Annotated in this window: 22 protein-coding genes and 2 pseudogenes; 12 read left to right on the top strand and 12 right to left on the bottom strand. The window is 70.3% G+C overall.

Annotated elements, in window-relative coordinates; translation table 11 throughout:
* Positions 1-4: 4 nt before the first annotated feature.
* Entirely contained in the window at positions 5-529 is a 525-nt protein-coding gene (locus PBV52_RS02320) for a hypothetical protein (protein ID WP_274236573.1), read from the bottom strand.
* A gap of 6 nt (positions 530-535) precedes the next feature.
* On the opposite strand from PBV52_RS02320, the gene PBV52_RS02315 reads away from it, so the two are divergent.
* The 5 genes from PBV52_RS02315 (at position 536) to PBV52_RS02295 (ending at position 3,762) form a co-directional block, all read left to right on the top strand.
* Positions 536-916 carry a hypothetical protein gene (locus PBV52_RS02315; RefSeq protein ID WP_274236572.1) on the top strand — a complete coding sequence of 127 codons (381 nt, stop codon included), beginning with the start codon at positions 536-538 and terminating at the stop codon, positions 914-916.
* A gap of 283 nt (positions 917-1,199) precedes the next feature.
* Positions 1,200-1,562: a MarR family transcriptional regulator gene (locus PBV52_RS02310; protein WP_306801486.1), complete on the top strand. Its 363-nt coding sequence runs from the start codon at positions 1,200-1,202 to the stop codon at positions 1,560-1,562.
* Positions 1,559-2,992, top strand: coding sequence for an MFS transporter (locus tag PBV52_RS02305; protein ID WP_274236570.1), 1,434 nt, complete (start codon positions 1,559-1,561; stop codon positions 2,990-2,992). Before PBV52_RS02310 ends, PBV52_RS02305 begins: the two co-directional genes overlap by 4 nt.
* Before the next feature lie 33 nt (positions 2,993-3,025).
* Positions 3,026-3,319 (top strand): DUF1330 domain-containing protein, encoded by a 294-nt coding sequence (locus PBV52_RS02300; RefSeq protein ID WP_274236569.1) that lies wholly within the window; start codon positions 3,026-3,028, stop codon positions 3,317-3,319.
* Between the two features lie 128 nt (positions 3,320-3,447).
* Complete coding sequence (locus PBV52_RS02295) at positions 3,448-3,762, top strand: hypothetical protein (protein WP_306801416.1); 315 nt, start codon at positions 3,448-3,450, stop codon at positions 3,760-3,762.
* Here the strand turns inward: PBV52_RS02295 and PBV52_RS02290 are convergent.
* The 4 genes and pseudogenes from PBV52_RS02290 to PBV52_RS02275 all read right to left on the bottom strand — a co-directional run bounded on the left by PBV52_RS02290 (position 3,759) and on the right by PBV52_RS02275 (position 8,395).
* On the bottom strand, positions 3,759-4,250 hold the full coding sequence (locus PBV52_RS02290) for an ATP-binding protein (RefSeq protein ID WP_274249236.1): 492 nt from the start codon (positions 4,248-4,250) through the stop codon (positions 3,759-3,761). The genes PBV52_RS02295 and PBV52_RS02290 overlap by 4 nt on opposite strands.
* 160 nt (positions 4,251-4,410) lie before the next feature.
* Positions 4,411-6,939: a tetratricopeptide repeat protein gene (locus PBV52_RS02285; RefSeq protein WP_274249234.1), complete on the bottom strand. Its 2,529-nt coding sequence runs from the start codon at positions 6,937-6,939 to the stop codon at positions 4,411-4,413.
* A 5-nt stretch (positions 6,940-6,944) separates the two neighbouring features.
* A complete protein-coding gene (locus PBV52_RS02280; protein ID WP_274236568.1) occupies positions 6,945-7,424 on the bottom strand; it encodes a hypothetical protein in 480 nt (159 codons plus the stop codon).
* A 150-nt stretch (positions 7,425-7,574) separates the two neighbouring features.
* Positions 7,575-8,395 (bottom strand): annotated as a pseudogene (locus tag PBV52_RS02275) (Tn3 family transposase).
* A gap of 109 nt (positions 8,396-8,504) precedes the next feature.
* Between PBV52_RS02275 and PBV52_RS02270 the strand changes: the two are divergent.
* The 4 genes from PBV52_RS02270 to PBV52_RS02255 all read left to right on the top strand — a co-directional run bounded on the left by PBV52_RS02270 (position 8,505) and on the right by PBV52_RS02255 (position 10,392).
* Positions 8,505-9,320 (top strand): hypothetical protein, encoded by an 816-nt coding sequence (locus PBV52_RS02270; RefSeq protein ID WP_274236567.1) that lies wholly within the window; start codon positions 8,505-8,507, stop codon positions 9,318-9,320.
* A 116-nt stretch (positions 9,321-9,436) separates the two neighbouring features.
* On the top strand, positions 9,437-9,880 hold the full coding sequence (locus PBV52_RS02265) for a hypothetical protein (RefSeq protein ID WP_274236566.1): 444 nt from the start codon (positions 9,437-9,439) through the stop codon (positions 9,878-9,880).
* 194 nt (positions 9,881-10,074) lie between these two features.
* Positions 10,075-10,242: a hypothetical protein gene (locus PBV52_RS02260; protein ID WP_274236565.1), complete on the top strand. Its 168-nt coding sequence runs from the start codon at positions 10,075-10,077 to the stop codon at positions 10,240-10,242.
* 6 nt (positions 10,243-10,248) lie between these two features.
* Positions 10,249-10,392: a hypothetical protein gene (locus PBV52_RS02255; RefSeq protein WP_274236564.1), complete on the top strand. Its 144-nt coding sequence runs from the start codon at positions 10,249-10,251 to the stop codon at positions 10,390-10,392.
* Between the two features lie 481 nt (positions 10,393-10,873).
* On the opposite strand, the gene PBV52_RS02250 is transcribed toward PBV52_RS02255, so the two are convergent.
* The gene (locus tag PBV52_RS02250; RefSeq protein WP_274236563.1) at positions 10,874-11,878 is read right to left on the bottom strand and encodes a hypothetical protein; all 1,005 of its coding nucleotides are present in this window, start codon (positions 11,876-11,878) and stop codon (positions 10,874-10,876) included.
* The gene (locus PBV52_RS02245; RefSeq protein ID WP_274236562.1) at positions 11,863-12,270 is read right to left on the bottom strand and encodes a hypothetical protein; all 408 of its coding nucleotides are present in this window, start codon (positions 12,268-12,270) and stop codon (positions 11,863-11,865) included. The genes PBV52_RS02250 and PBV52_RS02245 overlap by 16 nt, the downstream gene beginning before the upstream one ends.
* A 179-nt stretch (positions 12,271-12,449) precedes the next feature.
* On the opposite strand from PBV52_RS02245, the gene PBV52_RS02240 reads away from it, so the two are divergent.
* A complete protein-coding gene (locus PBV52_RS02240; protein ID WP_274236561.1) occupies positions 12,450-16,040 on the top strand; it encodes a CHAT domain-containing protein in 3,591 nt (1,196 codons plus the stop codon).
* A 693-nt stretch (positions 16,041-16,733) separates the two neighbouring features.
* Positions 16,734-17,154: pseudogene (locus PBV52_RS02235) on the top strand (glycerate kinase); the annotation flags it as partial.
* A gap of 19 nt (positions 17,155-17,173) precedes the next feature.
* Here PBV52_RS02235 and PBV52_RS02230 read toward each other — a convergent pair.
* The 4 genes from PBV52_RS02230 to PBV52_RS02215 all read right to left on the bottom strand — a co-directional run bounded on the left by PBV52_RS02230 (position 17,174) and on the right by PBV52_RS02215 (position 23,905).
* Entirely contained in the window at positions 17,174-20,110 is a 2,937-nt protein-coding gene (locus PBV52_RS02230; protein WP_274236560.1) for a CHAT domain-containing protein, read from the bottom strand.
* Complete coding sequence (locus PBV52_RS02225) at positions 20,092-20,766, bottom strand: hypothetical protein (RefSeq protein WP_274236559.1); 675 nt, start codon at positions 20,764-20,766, stop codon at positions 20,092-20,094. The genes PBV52_RS02230 and PBV52_RS02225 overlap by 19 nt, the downstream gene beginning before the upstream one ends.
* Positions 20,753-22,900, bottom strand: a complete 2,148-nt coding sequence (locus tag PBV52_RS02220) for a lipopolysaccharide assembly protein LapB (protein ID WP_274236557.1) — start codon at positions 22,898-22,900, stop codon at positions 20,753-20,755. The genes PBV52_RS02225 and PBV52_RS02220 overlap by 14 nt, the downstream gene beginning before the upstream one ends.
* 747 nt (positions 22,901-23,647) lie before the next feature.
* On the bottom strand, positions 23,648-23,905 hold the full coding sequence (locus PBV52_RS02215) for a hypothetical protein (RefSeq protein ID WP_274236556.1): 258 nt from the start codon (positions 23,903-23,905) through the stop codon (positions 23,648-23,650).
* A 308-nt stretch (positions 23,906-24,213) separates the two neighbouring features.
* Here PBV52_RS02215 and PBV52_RS02210 point away from each other — a divergent pair, with 308 nt between their 5' ends.
* On the top strand, positions 24,214-25,323 hold the full coding sequence (locus PBV52_RS02210; protein ID WP_274236555.1) for an FAD-binding oxidoreductase: 1,110 nt from the start codon (positions 24,214-24,216) through the stop codon (positions 25,321-25,323).
* A gap of 30 nt (positions 25,324-25,353) precedes the next feature.
* Here PBV52_RS02210 and PBV52_RS02205 read toward each other — a convergent pair whose 3' ends face one another.
* Positions 25,354-26,253, bottom strand: a complete 900-nt coding sequence (locus tag PBV52_RS02205; RefSeq protein ID WP_274236554.1) for a DUF6192 family protein — start codon at positions 26,251-26,253, stop codon at positions 25,354-25,356.
* Between the last annotated feature and the right edge of the window lie 466 nt (positions 26,254-26,719).

Here is a 26,719-nt window from a genome sequence, read left to right as displayed (position 1 = left end):
TGGTTCAGCGGCTTCGGGCGGTGGCCTGCGCGGTGGCAGGCAGGGGACGGGGCGTGGTTGCGGGCGCGGTGCTCGGCCCGGCCGGTGGCGAGTCGATGACCGAGGCCAGAGCGGTGATGCCGGCCGGGGTGAGGCGCACGCGGTCCAGGGGCGGGCCGCCGACGTACGCGGCGTGCGCCGAACCTGCGGTTCTCTCGGCCAGGCCCTTCGTCTCCAGGGCGCGCAGGGTGCTCATCAGTACCTTGGGCTCGCGGGAGCGGGTGAACTCGCGGCCTAGAGAGCTGCTGGCCACGACGTGTCCGCAGGCGATCTCGGCCAGGGCTGTGCGGTGCACGGCGGTCAGTCGTGAGTCGGGGGCCGGCGCGGTGGCCCAGCGGCGCCGCCGGGTCTCGCCGGCCCGCTCGCCCAGCGGCTGCAGCGCAGTGCCGCCGCCCTGCGCGCCGCCGCCGAACACCACGACGACACCCGCCTCACGACCGAAAGCAGCTGACCGGTGCCCCCAGCCCTCGACGACCGCGACCGCATCCAAGCCGCCATGGACCGCATCCTGGCCGGAACGGCCCACCACTCGAACGGAGCGCTGACGATCGTCGCGCTCGCAGCCGAGGCCGGCGTACCCCGCAACGCGCTGACCCAACGCCACCTGGACCTGAAGAACGCGTTCTACGCCAAGGTCAAGGAGCGGGGGGGGGCAGCCCACCGACGCCGAGGCCCACTCCGCAAGCAGGTCGGCAAGCTCAAGACGCTGCGGCACAAAGACCGAGCAGAACTGGCCGCGCTTCGCTGCGACGTCGAGGCGCTGGTGCGCGTGGTGAACCAACTCACCGCGGAGAACCGGCGGTTGCGCCAGCAGCTGACGGCCGCCGAGCCCGTGGTCCGCCTGCTGCCCTCCCAGCCGCAGCCGCCCACGCCGTGACATCTGCGGCCGGTCAACCGATCGCGCAGGGCCACACCAGGGGGTCGGGGAAATCGCGTGGTGGATGGGGACTCCGTGGGATGTCGGGGACGGGGTGATCTATCAAGGGTCGCGCTCAAGGGGCGCGCCGCCCGCGCCAGTCGACCATTTCCATAAACTATGAATATAAAAATGCTATGCTTCGAGCATGAGTCGTCAAGACGCCGCTCCTGGCGCGTCCGCCGCCATCGGGGCAGCCCTCTACGCCCTGGCCACCAGGGCCGCGAGACGCCTGCCCCGGGGCATGAGCCTGACGTCCGCCGCCACCCTGGCCACCCTGGACCGGACCGGCCCGCGGCGCATCACCGATCTGGCCGCGGTCGAGGGCGTCACCCAGCCCGCGATGACCGCCCTGGTCCGGGTGATGGAGGAGTCCGGCCTGGTCGAGCGGCGGGGTGACGCGTCCGACAAGCGGGTCACGCTGGTGTGCCTGACCGAGGCCGGCGCCTCCTATGTCCGGACGCGGCGCCAGGCGGGCGTCCACGCGTTCGAGCGGTTGATCGGCGAGCTCACCGGCGACGAGGTCGAGGCGCTGGTGGCGGCCCTTCCGGCGCTGAAGCATCTGGCAGAGCTCGAAAGCCGGGACCGCGAAGGGCCGAAGCAGTGACCGGGCAGCCGGTCGGCTGGGTCGCGGTGAAGGCGTTCCCGGTGGCGCGTTCCAAGGCGCGGCTGCTGGTCCCCGCCCTGATGTTCATCGCTCTGGTCGTGGCGGCGGTCGCCAGCCTCGGGACGCCGCTCATCACCAGCGTGGCGACCTCGTTCCACGTCTCGCTCGGCAGCGCGCAGTGGACGCTGACCGTCGCGCTGCTCAGCGGCGCCGTCGCCACGCCGGTCCTGGGCCGGCTCGGAGCCGGCCCGCACCGGCGGGCCACGATCCTCGCCACGCTGGCGGTCGTCGTCGCCGGCAGCGCGCTCACCGTGCTGCCGCTGCCGTTCGCGTGGCTGCTGGCCGGCAGGGCGGCCCAGGGCGTCGGGCTCGGGCTGACGGCGCTGATGATGGGCGTGGCCCGGGACCACCTCCCCGAGGAGCGCAGCGCGGCCGTGATCGCCCTGATCTCGGTGGTCTCGATCATCGGGGCCGGCGTCGGCTACCCGCTGGCCGCACTGCTCGCCGAGCTCGGCGGGGTACGGGCCGCCTACGGCCTCGGCCTGGTCGTCACCGCCGCCGCCCTCCTGACCGCGTGGCGCTCCATGCCCGAAGCCCCCGAAGGCCGCTCCGCCCACGTGGACGTGGCAGGCGCGGTCGTCCTGGCCGCTGCGCTGCTCCTGGTGCTGTTTCTCGCCGGCGAACGGAATCTGTGGAGCCGGCACCTCGCCGTGGCGGCGGGCCTCGCCGTCGTCGCGGTGGTGCTGCTCTGCGTCTGGGCCGTCATCGAGCTGCGCAGCACGACGCCCCTGGTCGATGTGCGGGCGGTGCGGCACCCGGCGGTCGCCGGGGCGAACCTCGCCATGTTCGTCGGCGGGATCGGCATGTACCTCCTGCTCACGCTCATCACCCGGTACGCGCAGACGCCGCACGGCGCCGGCTACGGCTTCGGGCTGACGACCTTCGTCGCCGGGCTGGTCCTCATCCCGTTCTCGGTGCTGGGATTCGTCGCCGGCAAGCTCACGCCGCGGGTCCGGACGCGGATCGCCGACCCCCTGCTCCTGGCCGGCAGCGCCGTCGTGGTCGGCGGCGGGTTCGCCCTGTTCGCGGCGGCCCGGTCGGACCTGGCCGAACTGTTCGCGGCGATGGGCGTGCTCGGCTTCGGCGTCGGCGGCTTCTCGGCCGCGATGCCCGGCGTCATCCTGGCCGTCACCCCCAAGAGCGAGACGTCGAGCGCCATGAGCTTCAACTACGTCGTCCGCAGCGTCGGGTACTCCCTGGGCAGCGCCATCGGCGGCCTGATCCTCGCCGCGGGCACCGGCCCCGGCCACCTCTTCCCCGACGACAGCGCCTACACCACCGCGGCGCTGGTCGGCATCGGCGCCATGGCGATCACGACGCTGACAAGCCTCGCTCTCGCCCTCCGACGCTCGTCCGAGACCAACCCGTAAGTCAGATGCACTCATCCCAACACTGGAGGTTCCATGCCCAAGGGCTACTGGGTCAGCGTCTACCGCACCATTTCAGACCCTGAGAAGCTGGCTGCTTACAACAAGCTGGCCCGCCTGGCCGTCGAACCCGGGGGCGGTCGGACCCTCGTCCGTGGCGGTCGGGTCGTGGCGCATGACGCCGGAATCGCCGAGCGCACCGTCCTGGTCGAGTTCGACAGCTTCGAGCAGGCCGTCGCGGCGTACGAGAGTGCGGCCTACCAGGAGGCGCTGGTCGCCCTCTCCGACGGCGTCGAGCGCGACTTCCGCATCGTCGAAGGCATCGACTGACCGAGGTCCAGTCGGATCTTCACTGAAGATCCACCATCTTGGTTTTCGCTGGTGCGGCTGCTGGTGTGGCGGGGTTCGTGGGTGCTCGTGCTGGCAATGGCCGGACTCACAGGCGGGGCCTCTAGCACGTGGTCTGTGCTGGTGGAGGAGCGGTCCTGGGCGCTGGCGAGATCAGCTTCCGCGAGGAGTCCGGGCGGTGGGCGGTCGACGAGGTCAGCAATCAGTCGACCGGCTACTGCCCGGACGTAGGCTCGTGGTCGGCCGTCGTCGAGGCCTTGGACCAGGCCGGAATCGTTCGCCCGTCTGGCTTCACGTACGAGGTGGTGTTCCGACGGTGCCCCTTCTGCCAGCAGCTCAACATCGTGCGCGAGGAGGACTTCGTCTGCGTCTTCTGTGACGAGGCCCTGCCGATTGAGTGGAACATCGACCAGCCCCGACGCTAGGCGGTCGGCGGCTTGCCGGTCGGGTTCTTGGGCCGCTTGTTCGGCCGGTAGCTGGGGCCGTTCATGATGACCTGGTGACTGGTGTTGATCAGCCGGTCCAGGAGCGACCCGGCAACCACGGGGTTGGGGAACAGCGGATACCAGTCGCTGGGAGCCCGGTTGCTGGTGATGATCAGGGACCGGCCCTGCCGCTCACTGACCAGTTCGTAGAGGTCGTCGGCCTGGGCCGCGGTGAGCTGCCGCATCGCGAAGTCGTCGAGGATGAGCACGTCGGGGCGGACCAGCTCGCGGATCCGCTTGTCCCAGGTGCGGTCCGCGTGGCCGCCGGCCAGTTCGGCCAGAATCCGGCTGGTCTTGACGAAGCGGACGTTGGCGCCCTGGCGGACGGCCAGATGCCCGAGAGACTGGGCGATATGTGTCTTCCCGACCCCGACGGGACCGAACAAGATCACCGATTCACCTGCGTGGAGCCAACGCAGGGTGGCCAGGTCGGCCCCGTTCTCCCGAAGCTACGGCGAAGTGAAAAGTAGCTCTCTGTAATCAGAGTGACGCTCGGTCAGGGAGCGGGAGGCGGGGTCCGGGGACTTCGCCGGCCTGGAGGCCAGCGAAGTCGGCCACGCGGACAGGGACTGTGGTTGGGGACGGCCGTCAGTTGGGCCGCCCGCTTGAGGCGCGGGCCAGTGCTGCTTGGACTCGTACTTCGGCTTCGCGGCGCCGATCGCCAGTCTCTCGAAAGATGGCAGCAGCGGTGGAAAGAGCCTCAACGGCCTCGTCGAGCCTGCGTACCTGACACAGACTGAGCCCGACATTCTTCCAAGCGATGCCTTCGCCGTGGCGGTCGCCCAGCTCCCGGCAAAGCGACGCGTCCTGGGTACCAACGTCAGCAGCCTCTTCGAATCTGCCTTCTTCGGCGAGGGCTTGGCCGAGGAGATTCAGCGTAGAGGCCGCACTGCGGCGGTCGCCGGTTTCCCGGAAGAGGCTGACAGCGGTGGTGAGCGGAGTGACGGCCTTGTCGAAGCTCCGCTTCTGAAGCAGCAGTTGCCCGAAGTTGGCCAGCGCCATGGCCTCGCATTGAGGGTATCCGATCTCCTTGGAGAGGCGAGCAGCGCCAAGGACAGTGTCGGCTGCCTCGTCGAATTTACGCATCCGGATCAGTGCGGCCCCGAGGTTGTTCAGCGCATGTGCCTCCCCAAAGGGGTCACCGTATTCACGGAAGAGGGCAACGGCATCAGTGTGAGCCTTGACGCCCTCCCCGAACTTGCGCGCGCCGACCAGGGCCATTCCGAGGGTGTCCAGCGTCACGCTCTCTGCGTGGCGGTCGCCCACCTCCCTCCAGTGAGTGACAGCCTTGGTCAAGTAGCCGACGGCCTGCTCGGATCCGCCCAGCTCGATCTGGATGGGCCCTAAGATGCCCAGTACCCTGGCTCCGCCCAGGCTGTCTCCCAGCTCCCCGAAAAGAGCTGCAGCATCGGTGAGCACGTTGACGGCCTCCACGAATTTCTCCAGGGATGCCAGAGCCTGTCCGAGATTGCTCAACGTCACGGCTTCTGCGTGGCGGTCTCCGGCTTCACGGCAGAGATCGAGAACCGCCGTGAAGATGTCGACAGCTTCTTTGAACCTGCCCGCACGGATGAGGGCACGCCCTAGACCATCGAGCGCTGCTTTCTCGTTGTGACGGTCTCCGGCCTCACGGCAGATGGCAACGGCGGCAGTACTGAGGTTGATCCAGTCGTTGGTGTAGCGGCGCAGGTCGAAGAACGTGCCAAGAGCCAGTGCGAGTCCTGTCGCGGCAGCGTGGTGTGCAGGGGCGGCCGTGGCGGCGGCGACGAGGTTGCTCTGTTCGGCATCCAGCCACTCCAGTGCCTGATCGCGGTCGGTGAAGTCGTCCGGGAGGGGCAAGCCCGGCGTTGTCTGCAGGTGGATGTCGGCGGCCTGAGCGGTAGTGAGGTAGTGGTCGAGCAGGCGCGCCACCGCCGCATCCCGGCCGTCGTCCGTGGCGCGGGCGTGTCCGACCTCGTCCGCGAAGAGCCGGACCAGGTCGTGCATCCGCCAGCGGCCCCAGACCTGCCCGGGCTCGACCAGGTGCGCGTCGGCCAGGTGTTGCAGCAGTCCTTCGGCCCTGTCCGTGTCGGTGCCGGCAAGGTGGGCGGCGGCTTCGGTGGACAGGTCGGGGCCGGGGTTGAGGGGCAGCAGCCGGAACAGCCGGACGTGATCACTGTCGAGGAGTCGGTAGGACAGGTCGAAGGCGGCCCGTACGGCCCGGTCGGGGCGGCTCAGCTTGTCCAGGCGGGTGTGCTCGGCCTGAAGGGCGGTGGCCAGGGAGGCCGCGGGACGGGCAGGCGCGGCGGCCAGGAGGGCGGCGGCGATATGCAGGGCCAGCGGCAGGCCCGCACACAGACGGGCAATCGTCGTGGCCGCTTCCGGATCGTCGGCAATGCGGGTGTCGCCGTCTCCACGGGCGTGGCGTAGCGCCTGGTCGAGCAGGGCGATGGAGGCCGACTCCTCAAGGACGTCGAGGTCGTGGAGGCGGGCGTCGAGTCCGTCGAGGGTGTGGCGGGAGGTGACAAGGGCAGCGGTCACACCGTCGGTGGGCAGCAGCGGGCGGGCCTGCTCGGTGGTGAAGGCGTTGTCGACGACCACCAGGATCCGCTGCTGGTGTTCGGCGTAGGCGGCCAGCACGCTGCGGTACAGCCGCTGCCGGTCCTGCAGACCGTTGGGTATGTGATCGCCGGGCATGCCCAGTGCGCGCAGCATGCCTTCCAGGGCCCGCTCGGGAGACAGGCGGCGCTCGGGGTCGTAGCCGGACAGGTCGGTGAAGAGCACCCCGCCGGGGAACCAGCCCGGCTTCTTGCGGGCCCGGGCGGCGGTCTGGACGGCCAGTTCGGTCTTGCCGATGCCGGCCAGACCGGACACGGCGGTCACCAGCACTGCCTGCCCGGCGCCCGTGCCGCTTTCGCCTGGGGCCAGGTCCTTCAGCAGCCGGTCGACGTCCTGGTCGCGGCCGGTGAAGGCGGCAGAGAGGGCGGGCAGGCCGTACAGGGCCGGTTTGATCTGCGGCGGCAGCTGCACGGTTATGTCCCGGCCCTGGATGACCGCGTGGAAGAAGATCCCGCCGCTGATCGTGTTGTTGACCCGGCCGTCCGCTGCGCCCTCGTGGGCTGCCTCTGTCTGCCCCATGCCGGTCAACCCCGCACCGGTGGGAGGGTGCTGTGGCCGTCGTCGGTATCGGCCGTCGGCTGCACGGCCGGTGCGGAGGGCGCAGGGGGTGGGGTGGTGAAGGACAGGCCGGAGAAGTCCCGGCCCTGCAGCACCGGCCCGTGCTGGGTACCGCCGCTGATGGTGTTGTGCACCGTGCCGTCGCCGGTGCTCACCAGCTTGGCCTGCTCCTGCCAGGCTTCAAGACCGGTGCGGAAGTCCGTATCGAGCGCGGCCCGCACCGCGAGTGCGGTGCTCAGCGCCTGCGCTTGCTGCTGGTCGGCCGGATCCTGTTCCAGCCGCGCCAGCTCCGCATCCCCGGAACTGACCGCCGGTGCCTCTTCACCGGCATCGCGGCGGAACGGGCGCCGCACCAGAGCCGTTAACCCCGCCCAGGCCTGCCGCCCGAGCTCCCCGCCAGCCCCGCCGGCCAGCGCCGCCAGCAGCCCTACCGATACCGGGTCCACTCCGCACCACCTTCACCTTCCGTATTGGGGTTACTACTAGGAACGGACGAGCGGGAAGGAAGCGGTAGTTCCCACCCGTCGCCAGGCGTCCGCCTCGTGGCGTCCGGACGACCGTCCCTCCTCCTGGGCGCCACGGCCCGCGCCCGCAGGTCAGACCGGGGCATAGCGCACCGCGCCGCGTGGTTCGGGTACGGCAGCTAGGCGAGTCAGGTCGAGGCGGGTGTTCATGTCCAGCTCGAACCGGCCGTAGGGGTTCACGTGGGTCCAGAACAGCGGGGACAGGGCCTGCCGGTCGGCGTCGGTGAGCCGCTTCCGCCACTTCTCCTCGCTCAGGATGTCCTGGAGGAGCAGGGTGTTGATGTGCACCAACGCGGACTGGAGCAGGTGCAGGGCGAGCATGGAGACCTCCTGGCTCTCCTTGTCGGAGCCGGTCAGATCGCCGTCCTTGCCGCAGAACAGGTCGTGGTTGGCGGAGTTCCAGTTCTCCACAACCTGGAGCCGTCGTTGATCTCGCGCCGCAGATCCGCATCGGCGAGGTAGTCACAGATGAACGCCGTACGCACTGCCCGCCCGAGTTCCTCGATCGCCCGATAGGTAGGGCGCTTGGGCCCACCGCGGGTGAAGCGCCGCAGGACCTGCTCGGCCTCGGCGGTGCCCAGGCGCAGGGCGGTGGTGTACTTCACGATCTGGTCGAACTGCTGGCGGATCGGGTCCCAGTCGATCGTCTTGGTCGACAGCACCGGCGCCAGGTTCGGCCACTTCTCGTCCGCCCCGGCCGCCGGCCGGTACGGCCGCGCCGAGCCGACGTTCTTCAGCCTGGGCAGCAGGTTGAAGCCGAGCATGTGGGCGAAGGCGAACCCGACGATGGACGCGCCGTGCGTGTCGGTGTACTGCCAGTCGATCTCCACGTCCGTGCAGTGCCGCAGCACGTGGCCGCGGAGGAGTGGGGCGCGTACGACTGGCCGGGGCATGCAGGTTGTTGCTGCACGTGAGATCGGCGCGAGGTGAAGCCTCAACCCGTACCGTTGCCCTAGGGCTCGGAGTGGGCCGCCTGTACGAAGCGGGGGACGGAACGGGCAGATGGAAGCGGCGTTACTGGCGGCCGTGGCCGAAGGCGCGGGCGGGGACGCCGGGCGCGGTGCAGTGGAGGAACTAGCACGGGCGCTGACCCAGAACACGCGTACGTCCGCACGGGCGCTGGCCGATGCAGCGGACCAGCCGGCCTGGAAGGAGGATTCGGTGCGGTCCTGGGGTGCCCGGGTGGCGGACCTGCTTGCCGCCGATCCGCACATCGCGGAAGCCGTCGCGGAGGCCATGGAGCGGCACGCGCCGGGCAGTGGGAAGGCCTGGTATCGCGGCGACCACACCGACTTCCGGGGCGGGGTCTTCCTCCGAGAAGTAGTCGGCGTCCAGGTCGTGATCCAGAACGCTTTCACCGCGCTGGAGGCCAGCGGTTCCACTGGAAAGACACGGGCTTGCTGGGAAGCCGTTCAGGTACTGGCCTCACATGGGTGGTGTTTGCGGCATCCATTCGATCCAACCCGAGCTGACGCAGCCCTCGAAGGCTTCTCCTGTGTCGGGCCTCGCACTGTGGTGTGGTTGAACGAGGCGCAGCACTACCTGGCCGCTCCGCAGATCGGCGAGCGCATCGTGGCTGGGCTGCGGACCTTGCTCTCTGACGCGGACCGCGGACCCGTACTGGTTCTGGGCACGCTGTGGCCCGAGTACTGGGACGAACTCACCGCCCGCCCGAGCGGCAGGGAAGGGGCGGCTCATTCTCAGGTCAGGGAATTGTCAGCTGGCCGTGTCGACGGTCAGACAATTCCCCACGATCTGCATGATCAGCGTCAGGTAATTCCCCACCTCCGCGGTCACGATTCCCCACCGGGGCGCTGACCATCGCTGGTGCTGTTGACCGCGCTCGGACCGGTGTGGGGATGCTGGGGACCGCTGATCAGGCCGACGCTGCCATCTCCTCCTCGGAGGCTCGGGCGCTCGTCTAGGGTGACACGGTGGGGTTTGAGCTGCGGGAACGGTGGGGCGCACAGCCGTTGTGGGCGAGATGGGTTCTCGCGGTGTACTTGATCGGTTTCACTGAGGGCACGGGTTCTCACATCGCAGATCTGGTCCGTGGCGGCATTCACGCCTATGCGTCGTTTCCTCAGGTCTCTCTGCAGGTGTTCTTCGTCAGCTTGGTGATCCTCGATCCGTTGGTGGCCGTGCTGGTGGGGCTTGTGCGGCGGGAAGGGATCTGGCTGGCAAGTGCCGTGATGGTGTTGGACGTCAGCGCGAACTGGTGGGGCAACCGGCACTGGCTGAGGGACGACCCTGTGCGGTTGCTCTGGCTGTTGCCGATCACTGTCTTCGGCCTGTTCGTCGTTGCGCTCGCGATCCCCTTGTACCGTGCGGTTGCCGGGGCGGCGAGCAGGTCGCCGGCGGCCCTGCCGTCAGCCTGACGGCTCGCGATGCTCATGCCGGTGCCCGGGTTGAGGGTCCTGTCCTCTCGGAGCCGTCGCGGTCCCTTGACCTGCGAGCCGAGAGGCCGACGGACGCACCGGATGGCAAGGAGAACGTTCACCGTGGTCGACATCGTCGAGATCTACACCTGGCGCCGGCGGAGGCGGCCGGGATCACGCCGGGCGGGCCGCCGATGAGCGAGGCGGACTGGGCCAAGCTGCTCAAGAGCTGGTTCCCGGAGCTGGTCAGTCGGAGGCTGAACCAGGTGCGGTGGGCTGAGATCGAGCCGCACCGGGACTACGTCAAGGGCCTGCTGGAGACCACGACGGTCACCACGATCCACCAACGTCTGCGGGACTAGGGCAAGTTGAAGGTCTCGCTGTCGACGTTCCGCCGCTGGGTGCACGAGAACCTGCCCGAGGAGGCGGCCCGCTCGAAGGTGACGGTGTTGCGGGAGAACGTCGAGCCGGGCTCGGAGGCCCAGATCGACTACGGCTTCCTGGGGCAGTGAAGTGCTGGCACCACAACAGCCGCAGCACCGCGGCCCTCACCCGCCAGTCCGGGTGACGGGGAAAGGCTCGAAACGCCTCGCCCAGCGTCGCCCCGTACGGATCTGTCGCCCGGATCTCCGCGAGCGGGTCCTCGTCGAAGAGCCAGCCGCGGCGATAGCCCGCGAGGAACCGCAGGTTCGCCAGTTCAGCTTCGGGCGGCTCGGACCACGCCTGGAAGTTTCTCGTTCGCTGTGTCCTTCGAAGCGCCGTTGACCAGCGCCATCGTCGGCTGTCTCACACAGTGGCCGCTGAGGACGTCTCTTTCCCGTGTCCTCTCCGCGCTGAGCAGCTGCATGGGGACTGGTGACAGTCCACCTCACTGAGCAGCGGGCAGGCGATGACGCTCAGGCTCCTATGTGAAGATGGCCTACCCCTGTGGCTCGACGGCGATTCTGGGTGTCGGGCAAGGTGGGCGCCCGGCCGTCGCAAGCCGGTAATGGGTCACACCGCGTCGTCGGTCAGGGGGATCAGATCGCTGCGGCCCTGCACCAGGCAGGTCAGAGCCCAGCCTGTCTGGCGGTTCAGTATGGCGCCAGTCTGCAAGCCGAGTTGGTCCGCGACCTCGCGGGTGTGGAGGCGTGCGGCGGCCTCCATGAGTAGGGCGTAGCCGTCGACGGCGTCGCGTGCCCGGCGCCACGCGGTGCCGTAGACGAGCACCCCGATCACCGCCGACGGCCACCACAGCACCCCGACCGCCAAGTAGAGCAGCCCCCAGGCAGCCAGCCTCGCTGCTCGGCCGAGTGCCTCGCGCGTAGCGGTCATCTCGGTGCGTGTGGCATCGGGCAGTGTGAGCCAGAGATAGGGCCACACCGAGGGGAGGTCGAGGGAGAATTCGCGGTCGAGCGTGAGCGTCACGGCGTGCATTCTGTCCCCCATCCAGGTGGGCTGGACGGGCGGTTTGGGCGCGATCCGCACGAGCCTGCGGCGCCGTTCTGCCAGCGCGGACGGGGTGGTGAGGGCGGTGGGCGGCTGCAGCCCTTGCCGGTGGGACAGGCCAGCGAGGCTCCGGGCGCGGGCGGCCCGGTCGCGCTCCTCCTGGTAGGCGGCCGCTGCCGCGTCCCACCGTCTCCGGCGCCGGGCCACCTGTCGAGCGGCCAGACGACGCAGCGGCGACGGCCAGCTCTCCCAGGTCGCGGCCAGCCAGACACGTTCCGTCAGCAGGCCGATGCCCTCGACAAGGAGGCCCACGGCCCCAGCAGCCACGAGCACGACGATCAGGATCAGCATGAGCCCCGCGGTGGTGTTCACCTCGGGTGCGGCGACCCAGTGATCGAACGCTGCGGTGAGGCGGCCGGTGTCGAACAGATGCGTGTGGCCGAGGTGCCAAGCGGCCAGGACAACAGCGAGGTAGAGAACCCCCGGCAGCACCAATGCGGCCACCCATCGCTGCGCGAGCTGTTTGCCGATCTCACCGAGCAAGGTGCCCATGGTCAGAGTCGCTCCCACCGCAGTCTCTCCCCGGTGATCCCGCACGATGGAACCTCATCAGCGGTGTCAGGCCACCACAGCCGGGAGCAGCGCCGGTGCGGGCAGAGGAAGACAACCTGGGCGGGGCGCGCGGCGGCAAGGTCCAGGGGCCGCGGTCCGAGGCCACGACTGCCGGAGCCGTAGACGCCTACGGCGTCGCCGTGTTGCAGGAGCGTCGCGTGCACGGCGTCCAGGGATTCCGTCACGTCCTCACCGGCGCGTACCTGGGCAAGCAACCGGTCCAGGACCGTAGCGGCGCCTACTTCGTCGAAGAAGTCGCGGAGCTCGTCCAGTTCGCCGCAGATGGTGGCGACGCCGTCGGCAACCTCCTCCTCGCGTGCCCGCCGCCCGTGTACGCCTTCTTCTGCCATCCCTGCCCCCGACCTGCCGCCGAGCCCTCACGCTCGTCTCTCTTCATGTCCCCTCATACAACTTCCCTCAGAGTAGGCCCTGTTGTGCCGATCTCTGGCCATCGAGAATCCGTATGCGCGCAGCGCTCGGGGGCTATCCTGGGGTCGCGGCTGACGTCGGCTCCCGGGGGTTCTCACAGGTGACGGACGAAGATGCGCTGCGCGCGGTGCAGTTGAGGCTGGCCAGGATCTCGCGTGAGCGCACTGTCGCGGCCGCCTCGGAGCCTCAAGCCCTGGTGGAAGCGCATCGCCTGGCTCGGGCCCTCGGCCCCACGGCTCCGATGGACGCGTATATCTCCCTGGGCTATCTGCACTGGTTCCGGCACCTGGCGTTACCTGAGGGGCAAGGCACAGAGGATCTGCACAGGTGCGTCGAACTCCTCGTACCGTGCTTCCTGGCAGAGATCGAGCCGATTCCGGAACTGCTGCCGAACATCGCCGTGGCGTCCGTGGGCGCAGCGACCGATCTGCTGAATCAGGCACTCGACATTCCGAACCCGGAAACGATCACCGCAGTGGTCAGGCTCTGGCGGCGCATCGTCGCGGCCGTGCCGGACGACTACCACGAAGGCTTGCAGGTCTACCGCAGCCTCCTCGGCACGGCGCTGCACCGCAGCTTCGAGCTCCAGCGCGACCCGGCAGTGCTGGACGCCAGCATCCTCCAGTTCACCAAGGCACACGCCGCTGCTGTGGCGAGCGGCGGCGTCAACTCCGGCAACCTGTACGGGCTGGCCAACCTGTACGGCCTTGCTGCTGCTCTCCTCACTCGCTACAACGTGTACGGCGTGGGCAAGGACTTGACCGATGCCGCTGCCAGTCTGGAGGAGGCCGTCGACGCCGGGCCGGCCGAGCGGACAGACCCTGAAGTCCTGTTCCAAGTGGGACTGCGCCTGCTTCAGCTTTTCGAACAGTCACAAAGCCATGACCGTCTGGACAGCGCCATCAAACTCCTGCGGGCGACGCTGGACGCCACGCCACCGGCTCTGGAGGCCACATCGGTCCGGGCCTACGCGCTGAGCCGCGGCCTCGTCGCGCGTTTCGAACTCACCGGTGCCACACGAGATCTGGAGGAGGTCATCGCCGCGGCCAGAAAGGGATTGATCCCGGACCCCGAGGGGCATGTTGCCGCCACCCTCGCCCTCGCCTTGGTCACACGTTTCGACGGCGGCGGGGACCCCGATGACGTCGAGGAGGCGGTTCGGCTCACCGCGCCGCTGGTCGAAAGGTCGCCACACGAGACACCCGCTCGGCCCGCCTACATGCACACGCGGGGAATCGCACTGCGCGCGCGTTACGAGCTGGCCGGTGATATCGACGATCTCAACGCGGCAGTCACAGCGCTTCGCCGCTGCATCCAGGCCCAGTCCTCGCCGCTCCCGGTGCACCTGGCCTCCTTGGGGCAAACCCTTCGCCACCGCTTCGAGCGCACCGGGGACGAATCGGCTCTCGACGAGGCGGTCGAGCTCCTCCGCGACGGGATCGAGGCCGCGGTGGACGACAGCAACGAAGCGGCGATCTACCGGTCCAGCCTGGGCCTGTGTCTCTTACATCGACACGTACGTACTCAGGACCCTGCCACTCTGGACGAGGCGATCGACATACTCCGTCAGGCACTTCAAGACCTGCCGGAGAAGCATGCCAACCGTCCGCGGTTTCATGGCAATCTCGGTAACGCGCTCTCCCGGCGATTCGAGCACACGAAAGCACGCGAGGACATCGACGAAGCCATCACCGCGTACGGTGCCGCTCTGCGAGTCACGCCGCTGGCCCATCAACGTGACAGGGCGCTGCACGAAGGCAACCGTGGCGCGGCCCTGATTTTCCGATACGAACTGACCGGGCAAGAAGCAGATCTCGACCAGGCCATTTCCGACCTCTACCAGGCTTCGGCCGTGACACCGGTCGACCAGCCCGAGGGAGCGGTCCTCCTCGGCAACCTCGGCCGAGCGCTGACTGCCCGGCATGCCGTGACGAGCCGTGAGGACGACCGCCACGAGGCCGTGTCCGTTCTGAGCCGAGCCGCGCAAGCACCGTCAGCCCCGGCCTGGTGGCGGATCCAGGCCGCCAAAGGAGCCGCTTGGCTGACAGCCGAGCAAGACCCCGTACTCGCCGCAGAGCTCCTGGCGGGCGCGGTCGACCTGCTGCCCGAGCTGGCCTCCCAGAGCCTGCATCGAACCGACCAGCAGGAGCAGCTGAGCAACTTCTCCCGGCTCACCGACGACGCCGTCGCACTCGCCCTCACCGCCGGCGAGACGACTTCGAAAGGTGGCACGGGAGCGCAGGATTACGCCGTCAAGGCCCTGCGTCTCGTCGAGACGGGACGGGCCGTCATCCTCGGCCACGCACTGAACACGCGCAGCGACCTCACCCTGCTGCGGGCCTCGCATCCTGAACTGGCGGGCAAACTGGCGGACTTGAGTAAACGAATGAACCAAGCCGCGACGTCTGTCCCGCCATCCATCAGGCCCGATACAGCCGACGACCGGCACGTGCTCTCCGCCGAGTTCGCGGCCACGCTGGACGCCATCCGATCCCTTGATGGCTTCACATCGTTCCTCCAGCCACCGGAATCGGCGGATGATCTCCGCGCCGAGGCTGAGCAAGGCCCAGTCGTGTTCTTCAACATCAGCAGTCATCGCTGCGACGCCCTCCTCGTCACCGGGGAGAAGGTCACCCACCTGCCGCTACCGGCACTCACCCAGAACGCGCTGTTCGACATGGTCGGCACGTTCCACGAGGCACTGCCGCGCACCACGGCCGACGCGGACCGCCGGGAGCGTCGGGACGCCCAGCACACCCTCTCCGGGGTCCTGCGACAGCTGTGGGACATCGCCGTCGGCCCCACCCTCGACGCGCTCGGTTTCACGGGCCCGCCCGCATCCGGGGAGAACTGGCCCCGGGTGTGGTGGGCGCCGGGCGGAATCCTCGGCCTGCTGCCGCTGCATGCCGCTGGACATCCACCGGCTGATGGCGAGCACCGCAGCGCACTGGAGCGGGTCGTCTCTTCCTACGTTCCCACTCTCCGGGCGCTGCGCCATGCCCGCCGTCGGCCGGCTCCGCTCAACGAGGCGGGCAAGGCACTCATCGTGGCCATGCCTTTCACCGTGGCGCTGTCCGAACTGCCGCATGCCCAGGCCGAGTCCTTAGTTGTCCGAGACCGGACGCCGCGACCGGTCGTGCTGACCGGCAGCACCTCGCCGCGCGAGCTGGCGGAGACGCTGCTGGACCCGGCCAACGCCCCCGCGCACCTGCCAACGAAGGCCCGGGTCCTCGAGGAGTTGGCCGACGCCTCGATCGCCCACTTCGCGTGCCACGGTGCAGTCCACGGTGACGATCCTTTCCTCAGCCAGCTCTTCCTGGAGGACTTCGCACGAGATCCCCTCAATGTCGCAAGTCTGGCCTCGGCCCACCTCGACCACGCCGACCTCGCGTATCTCTCGGCGTGCGTCACCGCGCTCACCGGCTCCGCGAAGCTGGTCAACGAGTCGATCCACCTGACCACCGCGTTCCAACTGCTCGGCTTCCGCCAGGTGATCGGCACTCTGTGGCCGATCCAGGACCGCATGGCCGTCGAGGTGGCGGACTCGTTCTACCGAGGCCTCACCACTGCGTCAGGCCATCTCGACACGGATCGCGCAGCCGTGGCTCTGCACCACTGCGTCCGTTCCCTCCGCTGCAGACTTCCGAACCTGCCTCTCCTGTGGGCGGGATACATCCATACCGGCGCTTGATGGCTATCCCGAACCCCAGGGAATTCGTACCGCCGCCAATATCCCGGTGTGGCGTTCTACGAAACGTCTTGGCGGTGGCGTCGGCGGCCGCGCTTCGTGTCGCAGGCTCTCTACTCCGGAGATCCGCCGCCGATCCGATATCGAGATCAAAATTCCGACACGATGGCCGGAACCTACACCAGTGGGCCACCGCTGCGTAGATCGAGACGGAGGCGTAGCACAGCAACGAAGAAAGATCACAAAGAACTTGTCTCACCGCGTCGTCCCTTGGGCCTGACAGAGGCCACTATCAATGAGAAAGGGGCACGGGAGATGCGAACCTGCGGGTACGGTGTAGGCCCTCATTGGGAATGTCCTGTTCCGCCGCACTGACCTTGGCTGTTCGCGGCTGTCTCATCCCGGGGACACGTCATTTCGTCTCACGATCTTGTCCTCTTGGGTCCTTCTTTGTGCCCCGAGTCTGCGGGCTCGGGAGGACTCTTGTCCCGTCGTTGGCGTTTCGGAGTGCTACCGGGTGAGCCTTTGCACGCTGGCCCGGGTTCCGAGTACTAGGCCAGCACCCCTGCGAGCGGACGGATTCATCACGCGACATGCTCTCGTCAGGCGGCGTTGGCACGGAGCTTGCGGCGCAGACGTGCCAGACCCAGCACAGCAGGTAGAACTGCGCGGTATCGCTGCTCTACCAGCCACGTAGGAGCGTCAGGCGGTCTGGCCGCGGGCCTGGCGGCGCTGGGCGCGCAGCTGCGGCTGCGCTTCGAGGTGCTGCTGGATCACCTGGACCTGGACGCGCGCCATGCGGCGGCGGATCTGGAGATTACCGCGGAGGGCGCCCTCGACCACCAGACCCCGCGGGGAAGGTCCCGGCGGAGGCGGCACGCCGGGCGAAGGCGGCGGGCCGGCCCGTGCTGGCGCCGGCGGGCACGATCGGGGCGGGGCGCGGGACGTACGGGCGGTGGGGGTGGACGCGTACACCGGCACCCTCCCGGGCCCGGCATCCCTGCCGGAGGCACTGGCAGCGGCCCACGAGAACCTGGCGGATGCGACGGAGCGGGCGCTGGAACTGCTACACCTGGGCACGCGTCCCGCGACGACGACCCGCGCCGAGGCAGCCTGACCTGGCGGGGCGCGGCGGCTCACGGCCCCACGTGCAGGTAGGCCGCCCACCGCGACGGGCGGTCCGGTTCACGGTCGCGGTGGGTACGGGCGGCGGCGTGCAGTGCCGCCGCCGCGGTCATCCGGGCCGGGGGCAGGAGGTTGGTGTAGAAGGCCTCCGCCATGCGCGTGGTGGCGTGGTCATCGACCGGCCAGAGGCTGCCGATCAGCTGGCTGAAGCCGGCCGCGTGGAAGCCGCTGAGGAGGCTCAGCGACTCGTCGGGAAGGTCCAGCCGGCTCAGCGCGGTGCCGCAGGCCGACAGGAACGCCAGCCCGCCGCGGCGGGTGCCGGTCAGCGGGAGGTCGGGCTGGTGGAGTTTGCCGTCGTGGAGCAGGAGGTGGGACTCGTAGTCGCGATCCCGGTCCTGGCCCGTATGACAGGCCAGGTGCACCATTTCGTGGTCCGGCAGCGCCGCCGTGACGTTCCCGCGGCTCGCGGCCGGCCCGCGCAGGAGCCGGCAGCCGGGGAAGAGCGTGGTCAGCAACGCCGCTTCCAGGTCGGCCGCCGGCAGCGCGACCGTGCTCCCGGGGGTCCGCGGCAGGGCGACCACCAGGGGCCTGGTGTCCGGCGCCGGTTGCCAGGGGCGGGTGCGGGCCAGCGCCCGCAGGGTCGGGGTGTAGGAGGACGTGACCAGGTCCAGTGCGTTCCCCGACTCGTGCCGGCCGGCCGCGTGGAAGGGGAGGATCGAGAGCGGGCCGGTGGGACACCACCACAGCTTGGGCCGTGCGCCGTCCGCTCCCCTGTCCGCCGGCATCGCCACCTCCTCCAGTACGGGCCCCACCACCACGTCCCACAGCAGCGCGAGCCCCGCCGATATCGCGTACTCGCCCAGCATCCGCCGCGTCACCGGCAGCTTCGCGTCCAGCGCCGTGTCGGCGCCGCCGAGGATGTCGCGGCCGAGCTGCCGCAGCGTCTTGGCCGTCAGGTCCGGCAGCGGGAGGAGACGCACGCCCGACGCCGTCACGATCAGCGCCATGGAGCCGCCCTCCTGCAGCAGCGGGACCACCACCGGGCCCGCCGCGCAGCCGCGCAGAATCTCCGGCAGGGCGGGGGGCTCCAGGAAGCGCTCGAAGCCCGGGAGTTGGCGGATGCGGGCGGTCAGGGCGTCGCGGTGGGCCGCCAGGCGGTGGCGTCGGCCCGGGTCGCGTTCGGTCCGCAGCGCTTCCGAGGTGCGCTCCAGGTCCGCGGCCGGCCCGGGGGCCGCGGCCGCCAGCCGGGTCGCGTGCTCGCGCAGAGCCGACGCGTCGGCGTACAGCACGCCGCGGCCGTGCTCGAGGAGCTCCACCGCGCGCTCCGGCCGGCCCGCGTTGGTGGCGGCGGAGGCGGCCAGCGTGGGCAGGGGCGCGAACTCCGCCAGCAGTCGCTCGCGGTCCCGGGCGCCCAGGTGCGGGCCGGCGAGCTCGCGCAGCAGGGCGATGGCCAGGGCCAGATCGTCGGCGGCCTGCGCCCACTCCTCGAGGGTGTTGGCGAGCTTGCCCGCGTGCCAGGCGCCGCGGGCGCGGCGCAGCAGGCGCAGCCGGTCCGAGCGGGCGGCCGTACGCAGACAGTCGGCGGCCTCCCGGCCGTCCGACGCGGCGGCGGTCCTGACGAAGCGGTTGTTGAGGAGCGTACCGAGGGTGAAGCGGCGCTCCGGCAGCTCCGCCGCGTCCGCCGCGGCCACCGCCGCCCGGGCCGTGTCGATCGCCTCGGTGAGCAGCGCGGGATCCCCGGTGCGTACGTGATGTGCGTAAAGGCTCGCCGACAACGCCGCGGACGCGACGCCCTGGACCCGCCCTTCGGGAGCCGCGGCGACGGCCCGGCGGGCACAGGCCAGGGACTCGGCGAGGTCGTCCGCCGACCGGGTCTCCCCGGCCCGCCAGGACAGCCAGAGGGCCAACTCGGCGAGGATGCCAGCATGTTCCTCCGCGCCGGGCTCCGCCAGCGCCGCCGCGGCACGGCCCGCCTCGATGGCCTCGTCCAGCGGCGAGATGCCTGCGCTTCGGTCCCGGTCCCACAGCCCGGCCAGCTGTCCGCCGAGGGTGCTCAGCGACTGGGCGGACGCGGCATGCCCGGTAGGCAGTTGAGCGAGCAGCTCGCGGGAGAGCCGGAGCGCCTCGCGCAGCGAGTCGGTGTCGCCGAGGGCGGTGTGGCGCAGTTGCAGCAGTTCCACGAGGGCGCCGGTACGGTCGACCCGGGCCGGGGCTCCGGGCGGCAGGGTGCGCACGGCGGCGCGGGCGTGGTCCACAGCCGCGGCGAGTGCGGCCAGTTCGCCGCCCACGTCGTAGTACAGCCGGTAGGCATGGCTGAGGCGGCCGAGTGCGAGGGCGTGCGGCTCGCTTCCGGGCGGCGTGGCCTGCGCCAGGCGCTGCGCGGTGTGGATGAGCAGGGGCAGCGATTCCGGATCGCCGTCGGCCTCGTACAAGAGCAGCAGCGCGTGCGCGTGGTTGCCGAGGCAGCGGGCGCGCTCGTCCGGCGTCTTGGCCACGGCCTCGGCGGCCCGGCAGATGACGGCGGCGGCGAGGAGCGCGGTCGGATCGCGCTCGCCGGTCTCGATGGCTGGGGCGAGGGCCAGCGTGGTGAGGCGGCCGACGCGGTCCGACTCCCCTTCCGGACCGGACCCGGCCTCGTGCGGGAACCCCTCCGGCAGCGCCGCCGGGTCGAACTCGCCCACCGTGCCGAGCAGCGCCAGGGCAAGCAGCGCCTCGCGCTCCCGCTCCGGTCCGGTGATCGCCGCCGCCCGGCACCAGAACAGCCAGCCGGTGAGGTTGAGGCCGGTCCACAGCTCGTCGGGGGCAGCGCGCAGGGCCCTGCGCAGCGCGCCCGCGGCCTCCTGTCCGGCGGCCGGATCGAGGATGACGCTCGGGTCGTCGGTGTCCGTGTAGCGGCGCAGCCGCCCGGCGAGGCGGCCGAGGTCGTCCGTCACGGGCTCCGGCGGCACGGGAACCACTCCTGCCTGCTCTCGTCCCAGATGAAGGTCCGCCCGCGCAGCTCGGCGACGTCCAGGTGGACTAGGCGGCGCAACGCCGCGGGTGGCACCGGGTCGGGCGCGATGAGCTGGATGTCCTCGTCGGGGTCGGCGATGGAGACGTATTCGGTGGCCGTGGACGCTTCCGCCGGTGCCTCGTCGACGGCGGTACGGCGGCGGCTCAGCCACATGCGCAGCGCCGCGTACGCATCCTCTGCCGACTTGCCGACGACGGTCTGCACGAACGGGACGACCACCTGCACCGCGGCCGCGCCGAGCGCCATCAGCGCCCAGTCCGGCAGCATCCGCGCGGCCGGCTCCGATCCGCCGGCCCGCGCGGCCGCCGTCGCCAGCGCCCGGGCCGCCGCATCGACGCCGGCGGTGGCGGCGATCGCGCTCGCCTCGGCGCCGGGCCCGGCCAGCGACCAGGTCCCTTCCGCCTCGCTGTAGACGACGAGGAAGTCGTGGTCGTCCTCCGGCGACCGGCGCGGCTCGGTGCGCAGCCGCAGCCAGCCCACCGTGCCGGTGCCGTCACCGAACTCGTCCTGGTAGACGGTCTGTCCGGCCGGGGTGAAGCCGTACGCCGCCAGCGCCGCCGCCATCTCCTTCAGCAGCTCAGTCGTCGCCACCAAAACCGATCATCCTCAGCCGCTCCTGGGCGAGCCGCACCGTGGGCTCATCCCCGTTGACCATCACCCGCCAATAGGCGGCGGCCGCGTCCTTCCCCTCCCGCAGCTGCAGGTGGATATCACCCTGGAGCAGTAGCACCTCCGCCACCCGGACTCCGGCCTTGTTCTCCGTGACCATCCGGCACGCCTCCAGCGCGCCGCGCAGATCGCCCAGCTCTTGCAGCGTGTACGCGAGGCCCTGCGCTGCCAAGGAGGCGGCCTCGGGGTGCCCGGAGTCGACCGCGTCCCGCAGAGCGGCCGCAGCTGCGGTGAGCTCGCCGGACTCCGCGAGCAGGGCGCCGAGTTCGAGCGTCGCCCACACCGCGGACTCGGACTCCCCGCCTGCGGCGGCCCGCTGGTACGCCTCGCGGGCGCTGGCCGCATCTCCGCGGCTGAGCAGCATCCGGCCGGCACGCAGCCCGGCCTCGGCGGTGACAACGCCCGGCACTCCGGCCGTGCCGGCCACGTGCCGGTAGTGCGTAAGCGCCTCCTCGGGATCGGTGTCCTGGATCTGCATGGCCAGCTTGAACCTGGCGGCCGCGGCAAGCGCGGAGTCCTCGGCATCGATCGCCCCCCGGTACGCGGCCATGGCCCCGGCGACGTCGCCGTCCTCGTGCTTCAGGTCCCCCAGCCACACCAGCGCCCGCGGCTTGGCGTGCCTGTGCCCGGAGTCGACGGCCACCTCGAACATCCGCTGGGCCGCCTCGCGTTCGCCGAGGTCTGCCAGCACGGCCCCAAGGCGACCGGCCACCTCACCGTGCATCCCCGTCGGGTCGCCGTGCGCGGTGCAGCAGGTCAGCGCCCTCTCGTACGCCGACCGGGCACCCGCCAGATCGCCCTCGTCCCGCAGGATCATGCCCAGGTTCAGGCCGGCCAGTGGCGTGCCGATCGGGTCGTCCTCGGTCAGCACCTGGCGGTACAGGCGGACGGCACCGTCCCGGTCGCCCTGCTCGGCCATCTCCTGGGCCCGATTGGACCGCTCGGCCGCGGCGAACACCCCGCCCTCGTCGATAGCCCGGCTCCCGCCGGACCGACGTGCCGGGCCGCCCGGCGCCCTGCCGTCCCGCCGTCTCACGCCCGCCCCCGAGCCGCGGAAGAGCCCGGCCGCCGACACGACCATCGGTTCCAGGCTCGACGCGGCCCGCTCCCACGCCCGCTCCGCGACCTCCGCGCGGCCGCGCTCGCCGGCGGCGGCGGCGACCTGCATCAGCTCGAACGCATCGCTGCGCCGCAGCACGAACTCCCAGGCGGCCGCGGGTATATCCGCGGGCAGCGGCTCGGCGGGGGCATCGGCGTGGGCGACGATGTGCGGATGCGGCTGGAAGGCGCGCGGGGCGGTGGCCTCCGCCCTCGGCTGCTCGCTGAGCAACGCCCCGCCGTCGGGCCCGGCCAGGGCCCAGTCGAGCGCCTCGGCCCAGGCGTCGTCCGTGGGCTCCTCGTACGGCACGCAGGCGGCGACCAGCTCGCGTAACTCCGGCTCGGTGGCGGCCCGCAACAGTCCGGCGCGCCGCCGGTCGACGGCGGCCTTGACCACCTGCCAGCCCGCTTGCCCGCCGAGGTACCCGTCGCGGTAGCGCCGCTCCAGGGCCGCTGCCTCCGGAGGCAGCGGCGCGGCCTCGTCGTCGGTATGCACAGAGTCCGCCGCCGCGCCCGGGGACGTCTCCTCTTCGGCCCCGTCCCCGCGAGGCCCCGGCACCTCGATCGTCACGGCCGCGTCGAGCACCTGCCGGGCCAGCGCCCGGGAGACACCCTCCGACTTACGCATGATCTCCCAGAGATTCCCCGACACCGTGGCCATCAGGACGACCCGCCGGCCGAGCCCGAGCAGCCGTTCCAGTCGGTCGCCGCCGAGCGCATCCGGCGCCGCCAGATAGCGCTCGATCCCCTCCAGCCATACGACGAGGGTGCCGTCGTCGCCCGACAACGGCGGCTGCAGATCCAGCAGTTCGGCCAGCGCGCCCGTCTCCAGCCGGGGCACGAGCAGCCGGGCCCCGGGCAGCGCCTGGCACACGGCCTCGAAGCCGGCGCGCCACTTGGCGGCCCGGTTCGGCCCGGCGAGCAACACGATCGAGCGCTCGCCCAAGGCGTCGTCCAATTCCCGCCGCAACCACGGCGGATGCGGCGGAGGCACAATCGTCCCGTGGCTGTAGAGCCCCCGCGACCCGGCTAATTCCCCATACGCATCCACGTCGGCGACCGCGGGCAGCGCCTCGCCATCACGCGCGGACGGCAGCGCCAATAACGCACGAACCCGCTCCACCAGCATCCACACTCCCCGTGAATGTCCACTAGACACGCGCGCCAAGTGTGCCATGCCCGCGGCGAACAGGATCCAGGGCCGGGATCACTCCGCACCTGTGGAGCATGAGCGATCCGAGACCCACGCCTGCGCAGCAAGGACGGCGAGCGACGTTCCCGATTCCGATCAACCGCGTGCCCTCCACGATCAAGTCGGAGAGGACCTCTTCATAGGTCGAGAGCGTGAACAGCGCCAAGACGGGTGAGCGATCAGACCGGAGTACGTCTCACCGGAGTGTCCTTTGGGCCGGAGAAACGCCACCGCCAATGCGAAAAGGACACGCGAAATGCGAACCTACAGGTACGGAGCCACGAGTTGCTCTTCCACCAGGGCTGGGTCGTACAGAAGATGCCAGTGCAGGTCCTCCCGGCCTGAGGGCCGGGCATGCGTCCGGCTCGTTATCTGGCGAAGAAGTCCTCCACGCTCGCAGCCACGAACTCCCCCTCTTCCACAACAGGCTGTGATCACGCCACCCGGGCACCCCACGCCTGCTGCACCACCTCGACCGGCTACGGCAGCTCATCGACCAGGACGCCGGGGAGATCAGCGCAGGCCTGCCAGCACCACCAGGTCCAGCAGCTCACCGAGGGCGCCCTGCACCGCACGCTGGTCCTCCGCGCCGGTGAGGCTCATGCCGTCCAGCAAGGCCCCGCATCGGGCCACGACCGGCGCGAGCCGCCCGAACGTCACGTCCGGACCGGCTACGCGTAGCCCGGCCCGGACGGCATCCGCGCTCGCTCGGCCCTCTGCCCGCACCGCCACGGCCAACACCCGCTCGTACTTCATCCGGCGCCCACGCACCGGTGTCGAGGTCCTCGCGGAGCTCCGCGAGTGCATCCAGCACCGCCTCAGTCGTCGCAATGACCGTGACCATACTCGGTCGGGTGAAGCCGCCGAAGTGGGAGAACTCCTCGGGGCGTTGGAGCGTCATGCGGTGTATGAAGCCGATCAACGAGGGACATGTGGCGGAGCCGGGGCTGGCCGTGCTGGAGGGCATGTTGACTGAACTGTCGTCTGCTTGCCGTACGACGAGAGGACTGCTGGTGCCCGAGCTGGAAACGGGAGTTCGCCCGTGATCCCGGGCGGACGCGTCCGAGAGGAGCGGGTCCGTGAAGCGGCCTGAACATGTTGCAGTCGTCGGAGTGGGCATCGTCGGAGCGAGTGTGGGCTGGAGCCTGTCCCGGCACGGCGCCGAGGTGGTCTTCATCGACGCGGGCCGGCCGGGCGAAGGCGTCACCGACTGGTCTTTCTCGTGGGTCAACGCCAGCAACAAGACCGTGCGCAAGTCCTATTTCGACCTGAACGTCGCGGGCATGGCAGCGCACCGTGAGCTTGCAGGGACCATCGGGCCGGACTCGTGGTGGTATCCCAGCGGCCACCTGCGCTGGGCGGACGATCCCGCAGCGGAGGCGAAGTTCCTGGAAACAGCCGAACTACTGGCTGGTTGGGACTACCGGGTCGAGATGTACACGGGGGCCGAGATCCACAGCCGCCTCGAACCTGCTCTCACGATCTCTGACGAGGTTCCGGTCCTGTTCTACCCCGACGAAGCCTGGGTGCACGGTCGTCATCTCGTCGGCCGCCTAGTCGGCCAGGCCGTCGCATCCGGCGCCGAGATCCGGTCCGGCAACGCGGTATGTGACATCGGCACCGGTGCCGATGGGAGCATCCGGACGGTTTCTTTGTCCGATGGGAGCCGTCTCGACGTCGACATCGTCGTGAACGCGGCGGGCCCCAGCGCATCTCACGTCGCAGGGTTCGTCGCACGGCACTTGCCGATGCGCCGGGAACCCGGCGTCGTCACCCGGATCGACTGTGCGCAGGTCCCCGTTCACCGGGCCATGCACGCGCCTCACATCGAGATCCGTCCTGGCGGAGACGCGTCGGTGGTTCTCCACAGCCGCGAGGTCGACGCGCTCATCGACACCGGCGAAGATCCAGGCCAGCTCGCACGGCTGCTCCACGAATCGGCGTGTCACGTCGTCCCCGAGCTCGGCAACTCCCGCATCGCACAGACCCGAATCGTCGACCGGCCCATCCCTGCCGACGGTTTCCCCTCGGTGGGAGCGGTGCCGTCCGTGCCGGGCTACTACGAGGCCGTTTCCCACAGCGGCATCACGCTCGGGCCGGTGATCGGCCGACTGCTGGCTTCGGAGATCCTCAGCGGGAAGAGAGACGAGCTGCTTGCGGATTTCCGCCCCGAGCGGTTCCCCTCGTGACATCCCGGGCAGGCGCCACCACGGCCGCAATCAGGCGGGTGCATCACGCGTGGTCCCGGGCACGGTCGGCGTGATGATCCAGTCGAGCGTCGCGCGAGCGCGGGCGATGTTGGACATCAGCACCTCGTGCTCGTCGCCCGCCCAACTGCGGTCGCGCATCTTCGGCACGGCCGGTCCGACCGGTGACTCGCGGCGGAAGGCTACGGCCTGCTGGCGGGACCGGTCGGCCTGCGCGCGGTTCACATAAGGCCGGGCCGTGTCGTCGGCGGCGACCCGCGAGGCGACTTCGGGACGCCGCAGCACCTCGGAGGCCACCTGCGCCGCGGTGACGTCGTCCTTGACCAGGTGATGCACCGTCTCCGCACGGTGCTCGGGCTTCCGGGCCTCGGTGACGGCCTGCCGGGTGGCGGGTTCATTCATCAGCCGGGCGGCAACCGCCGGACGGCGCAGGACATCGCGCGTCACCGCGACGGCGACGTCCTCGTCGACGGCCAGGTCCTGGATGCGATCCACCTTCTCCTGGACCGTCCCCGGCCGGTCCGGGCGCCGGCCGATGTGCTTCTGGGCGAGGTTGGTCGTCCAGCGCCGCAGTCCCGTGACGTCGTCGACCGGCGGCCGGTCGATCGCCTCGAACCGTTTGGTGTCGTCCTGGACCGAGGCGAGTATCGAGTGAACCTTGTGGGAGACGCCCTCACGACGATGACGGGACGGCCAACGGTGCGAGGTGAAGCGGTAGTTGAGCACGGTGCTCAACGCTAAGCCGATGTCGTCTGCGTATATCTGGAGCGACGTGTTGACCCCGAACAGTTCGTCGCTGTGCGGGACGGAGCCGCCCTTCGAGCGCATGGGCTCGATCTCCAGGGCGTGGTCGCCGATCGTGAACATGGCCCGCCCGATCTGGGCGACCAGCTGACGGTCCGAGGCGACCATCTCGTCATAACAGACTGCCGGGTGACCTGGCCGACGTTCGTGGGCATCTTGATCCCACCCCTTTGACGGGGGCCGGGTGCGGCGCTCAGGACCGCGAAGAGACCCACGGCCCTTTGCTCGACTGGAGCGTTCACCCGCCCCGAGATCGGCAACAAGTCTTGACATCAACTCGGCCAAAATCGGAAGGAGTTGGGCAGGAGGAGCGTTCGTGTCAGCGTCACTGTGACGCTGTTCCGGACGCTGCCTGTCGCTGCCGCCAGGCCCTCGTACGACACCGCGGCGAGCAGTGGAGCGTCCCGGCCGGATGCTCCACCCCGGCGTCCACCGGCTCCCGCACGACGGACACTCCGCGGCATCCCGGACATCCCGCAGGGCCACCAGCCTCGCCCGCACCCGGCGGGCCTGATGCCACTGCCTGGAACGACACACCGCCGAACAGAACCGGACCCTCGGGCCGGCGTCCGGC

The organism is Streptomyces sp. T12, assembly GCF_028736035.1.
GTDB lineage: Bacteria > Actinomycetota > Actinomycetes > Streptomycetales > Streptomycetaceae > Streptomyces.
This window is presented reverse-complemented; position numbering and strand designations above follow the sequence as displayed.

Coding starts and splice junctions, on each gene's coding strand:
- PBV52_RS02205 (WP_274236554.1), bottom strand. CDS start 26,253: ATGGTCGCCTCGGACCGTCAGCTGGTCGCCCAGATCGGGCGGGCCATG.
- PBV52_RS02260 (WP_274236565.1), top strand. CDS start 10,075: ATGAGCGAGGCGGACTGGGCCAAGCTGCTCAAGAGCTGGTTCCCGGAG.
- PBV52_RS02315 (WP_274236572.1), top strand. CDS start 536: ATGGACCGCATCCTGGCCGGAACGGCCCACCACTCGAACGGAGCGCTG.
- PBV52_RS02270 (WP_274236567.1), top strand. CDS start 8,505: ATGGAAGCGGCGTTACTGGCGGCCGTGGCCGAAGGCGCGGGCGGGGAC.
- PBV52_RS02245 (WP_274236562.1), bottom strand. CDS start 12,270: ATGGCAGAAGAAGGCGTACACGGGCGGCGGGCACGCGAGGAGGAGGTT.
- PBV52_RS02310 (WP_306801486.1), top strand. CDS start 1,200: ATGAGCCTGACGTCCGCCGCCACCCTGGCCACCCTGGACCGGACCGGC.
- PBV52_RS02285 (WP_274249234.1), bottom strand. CDS start 6,939: ATGGGGCAGACAGAGGCAGCCCACGAGGGCGCAGCGGACGGCCGGGTC.
- PBV52_RS02300 (WP_274236569.1), top strand. CDS start 3,026: ATGCCCAAGGGCTACTGGGTCAGCGTCTACCGCACCATTTCAGACCCT.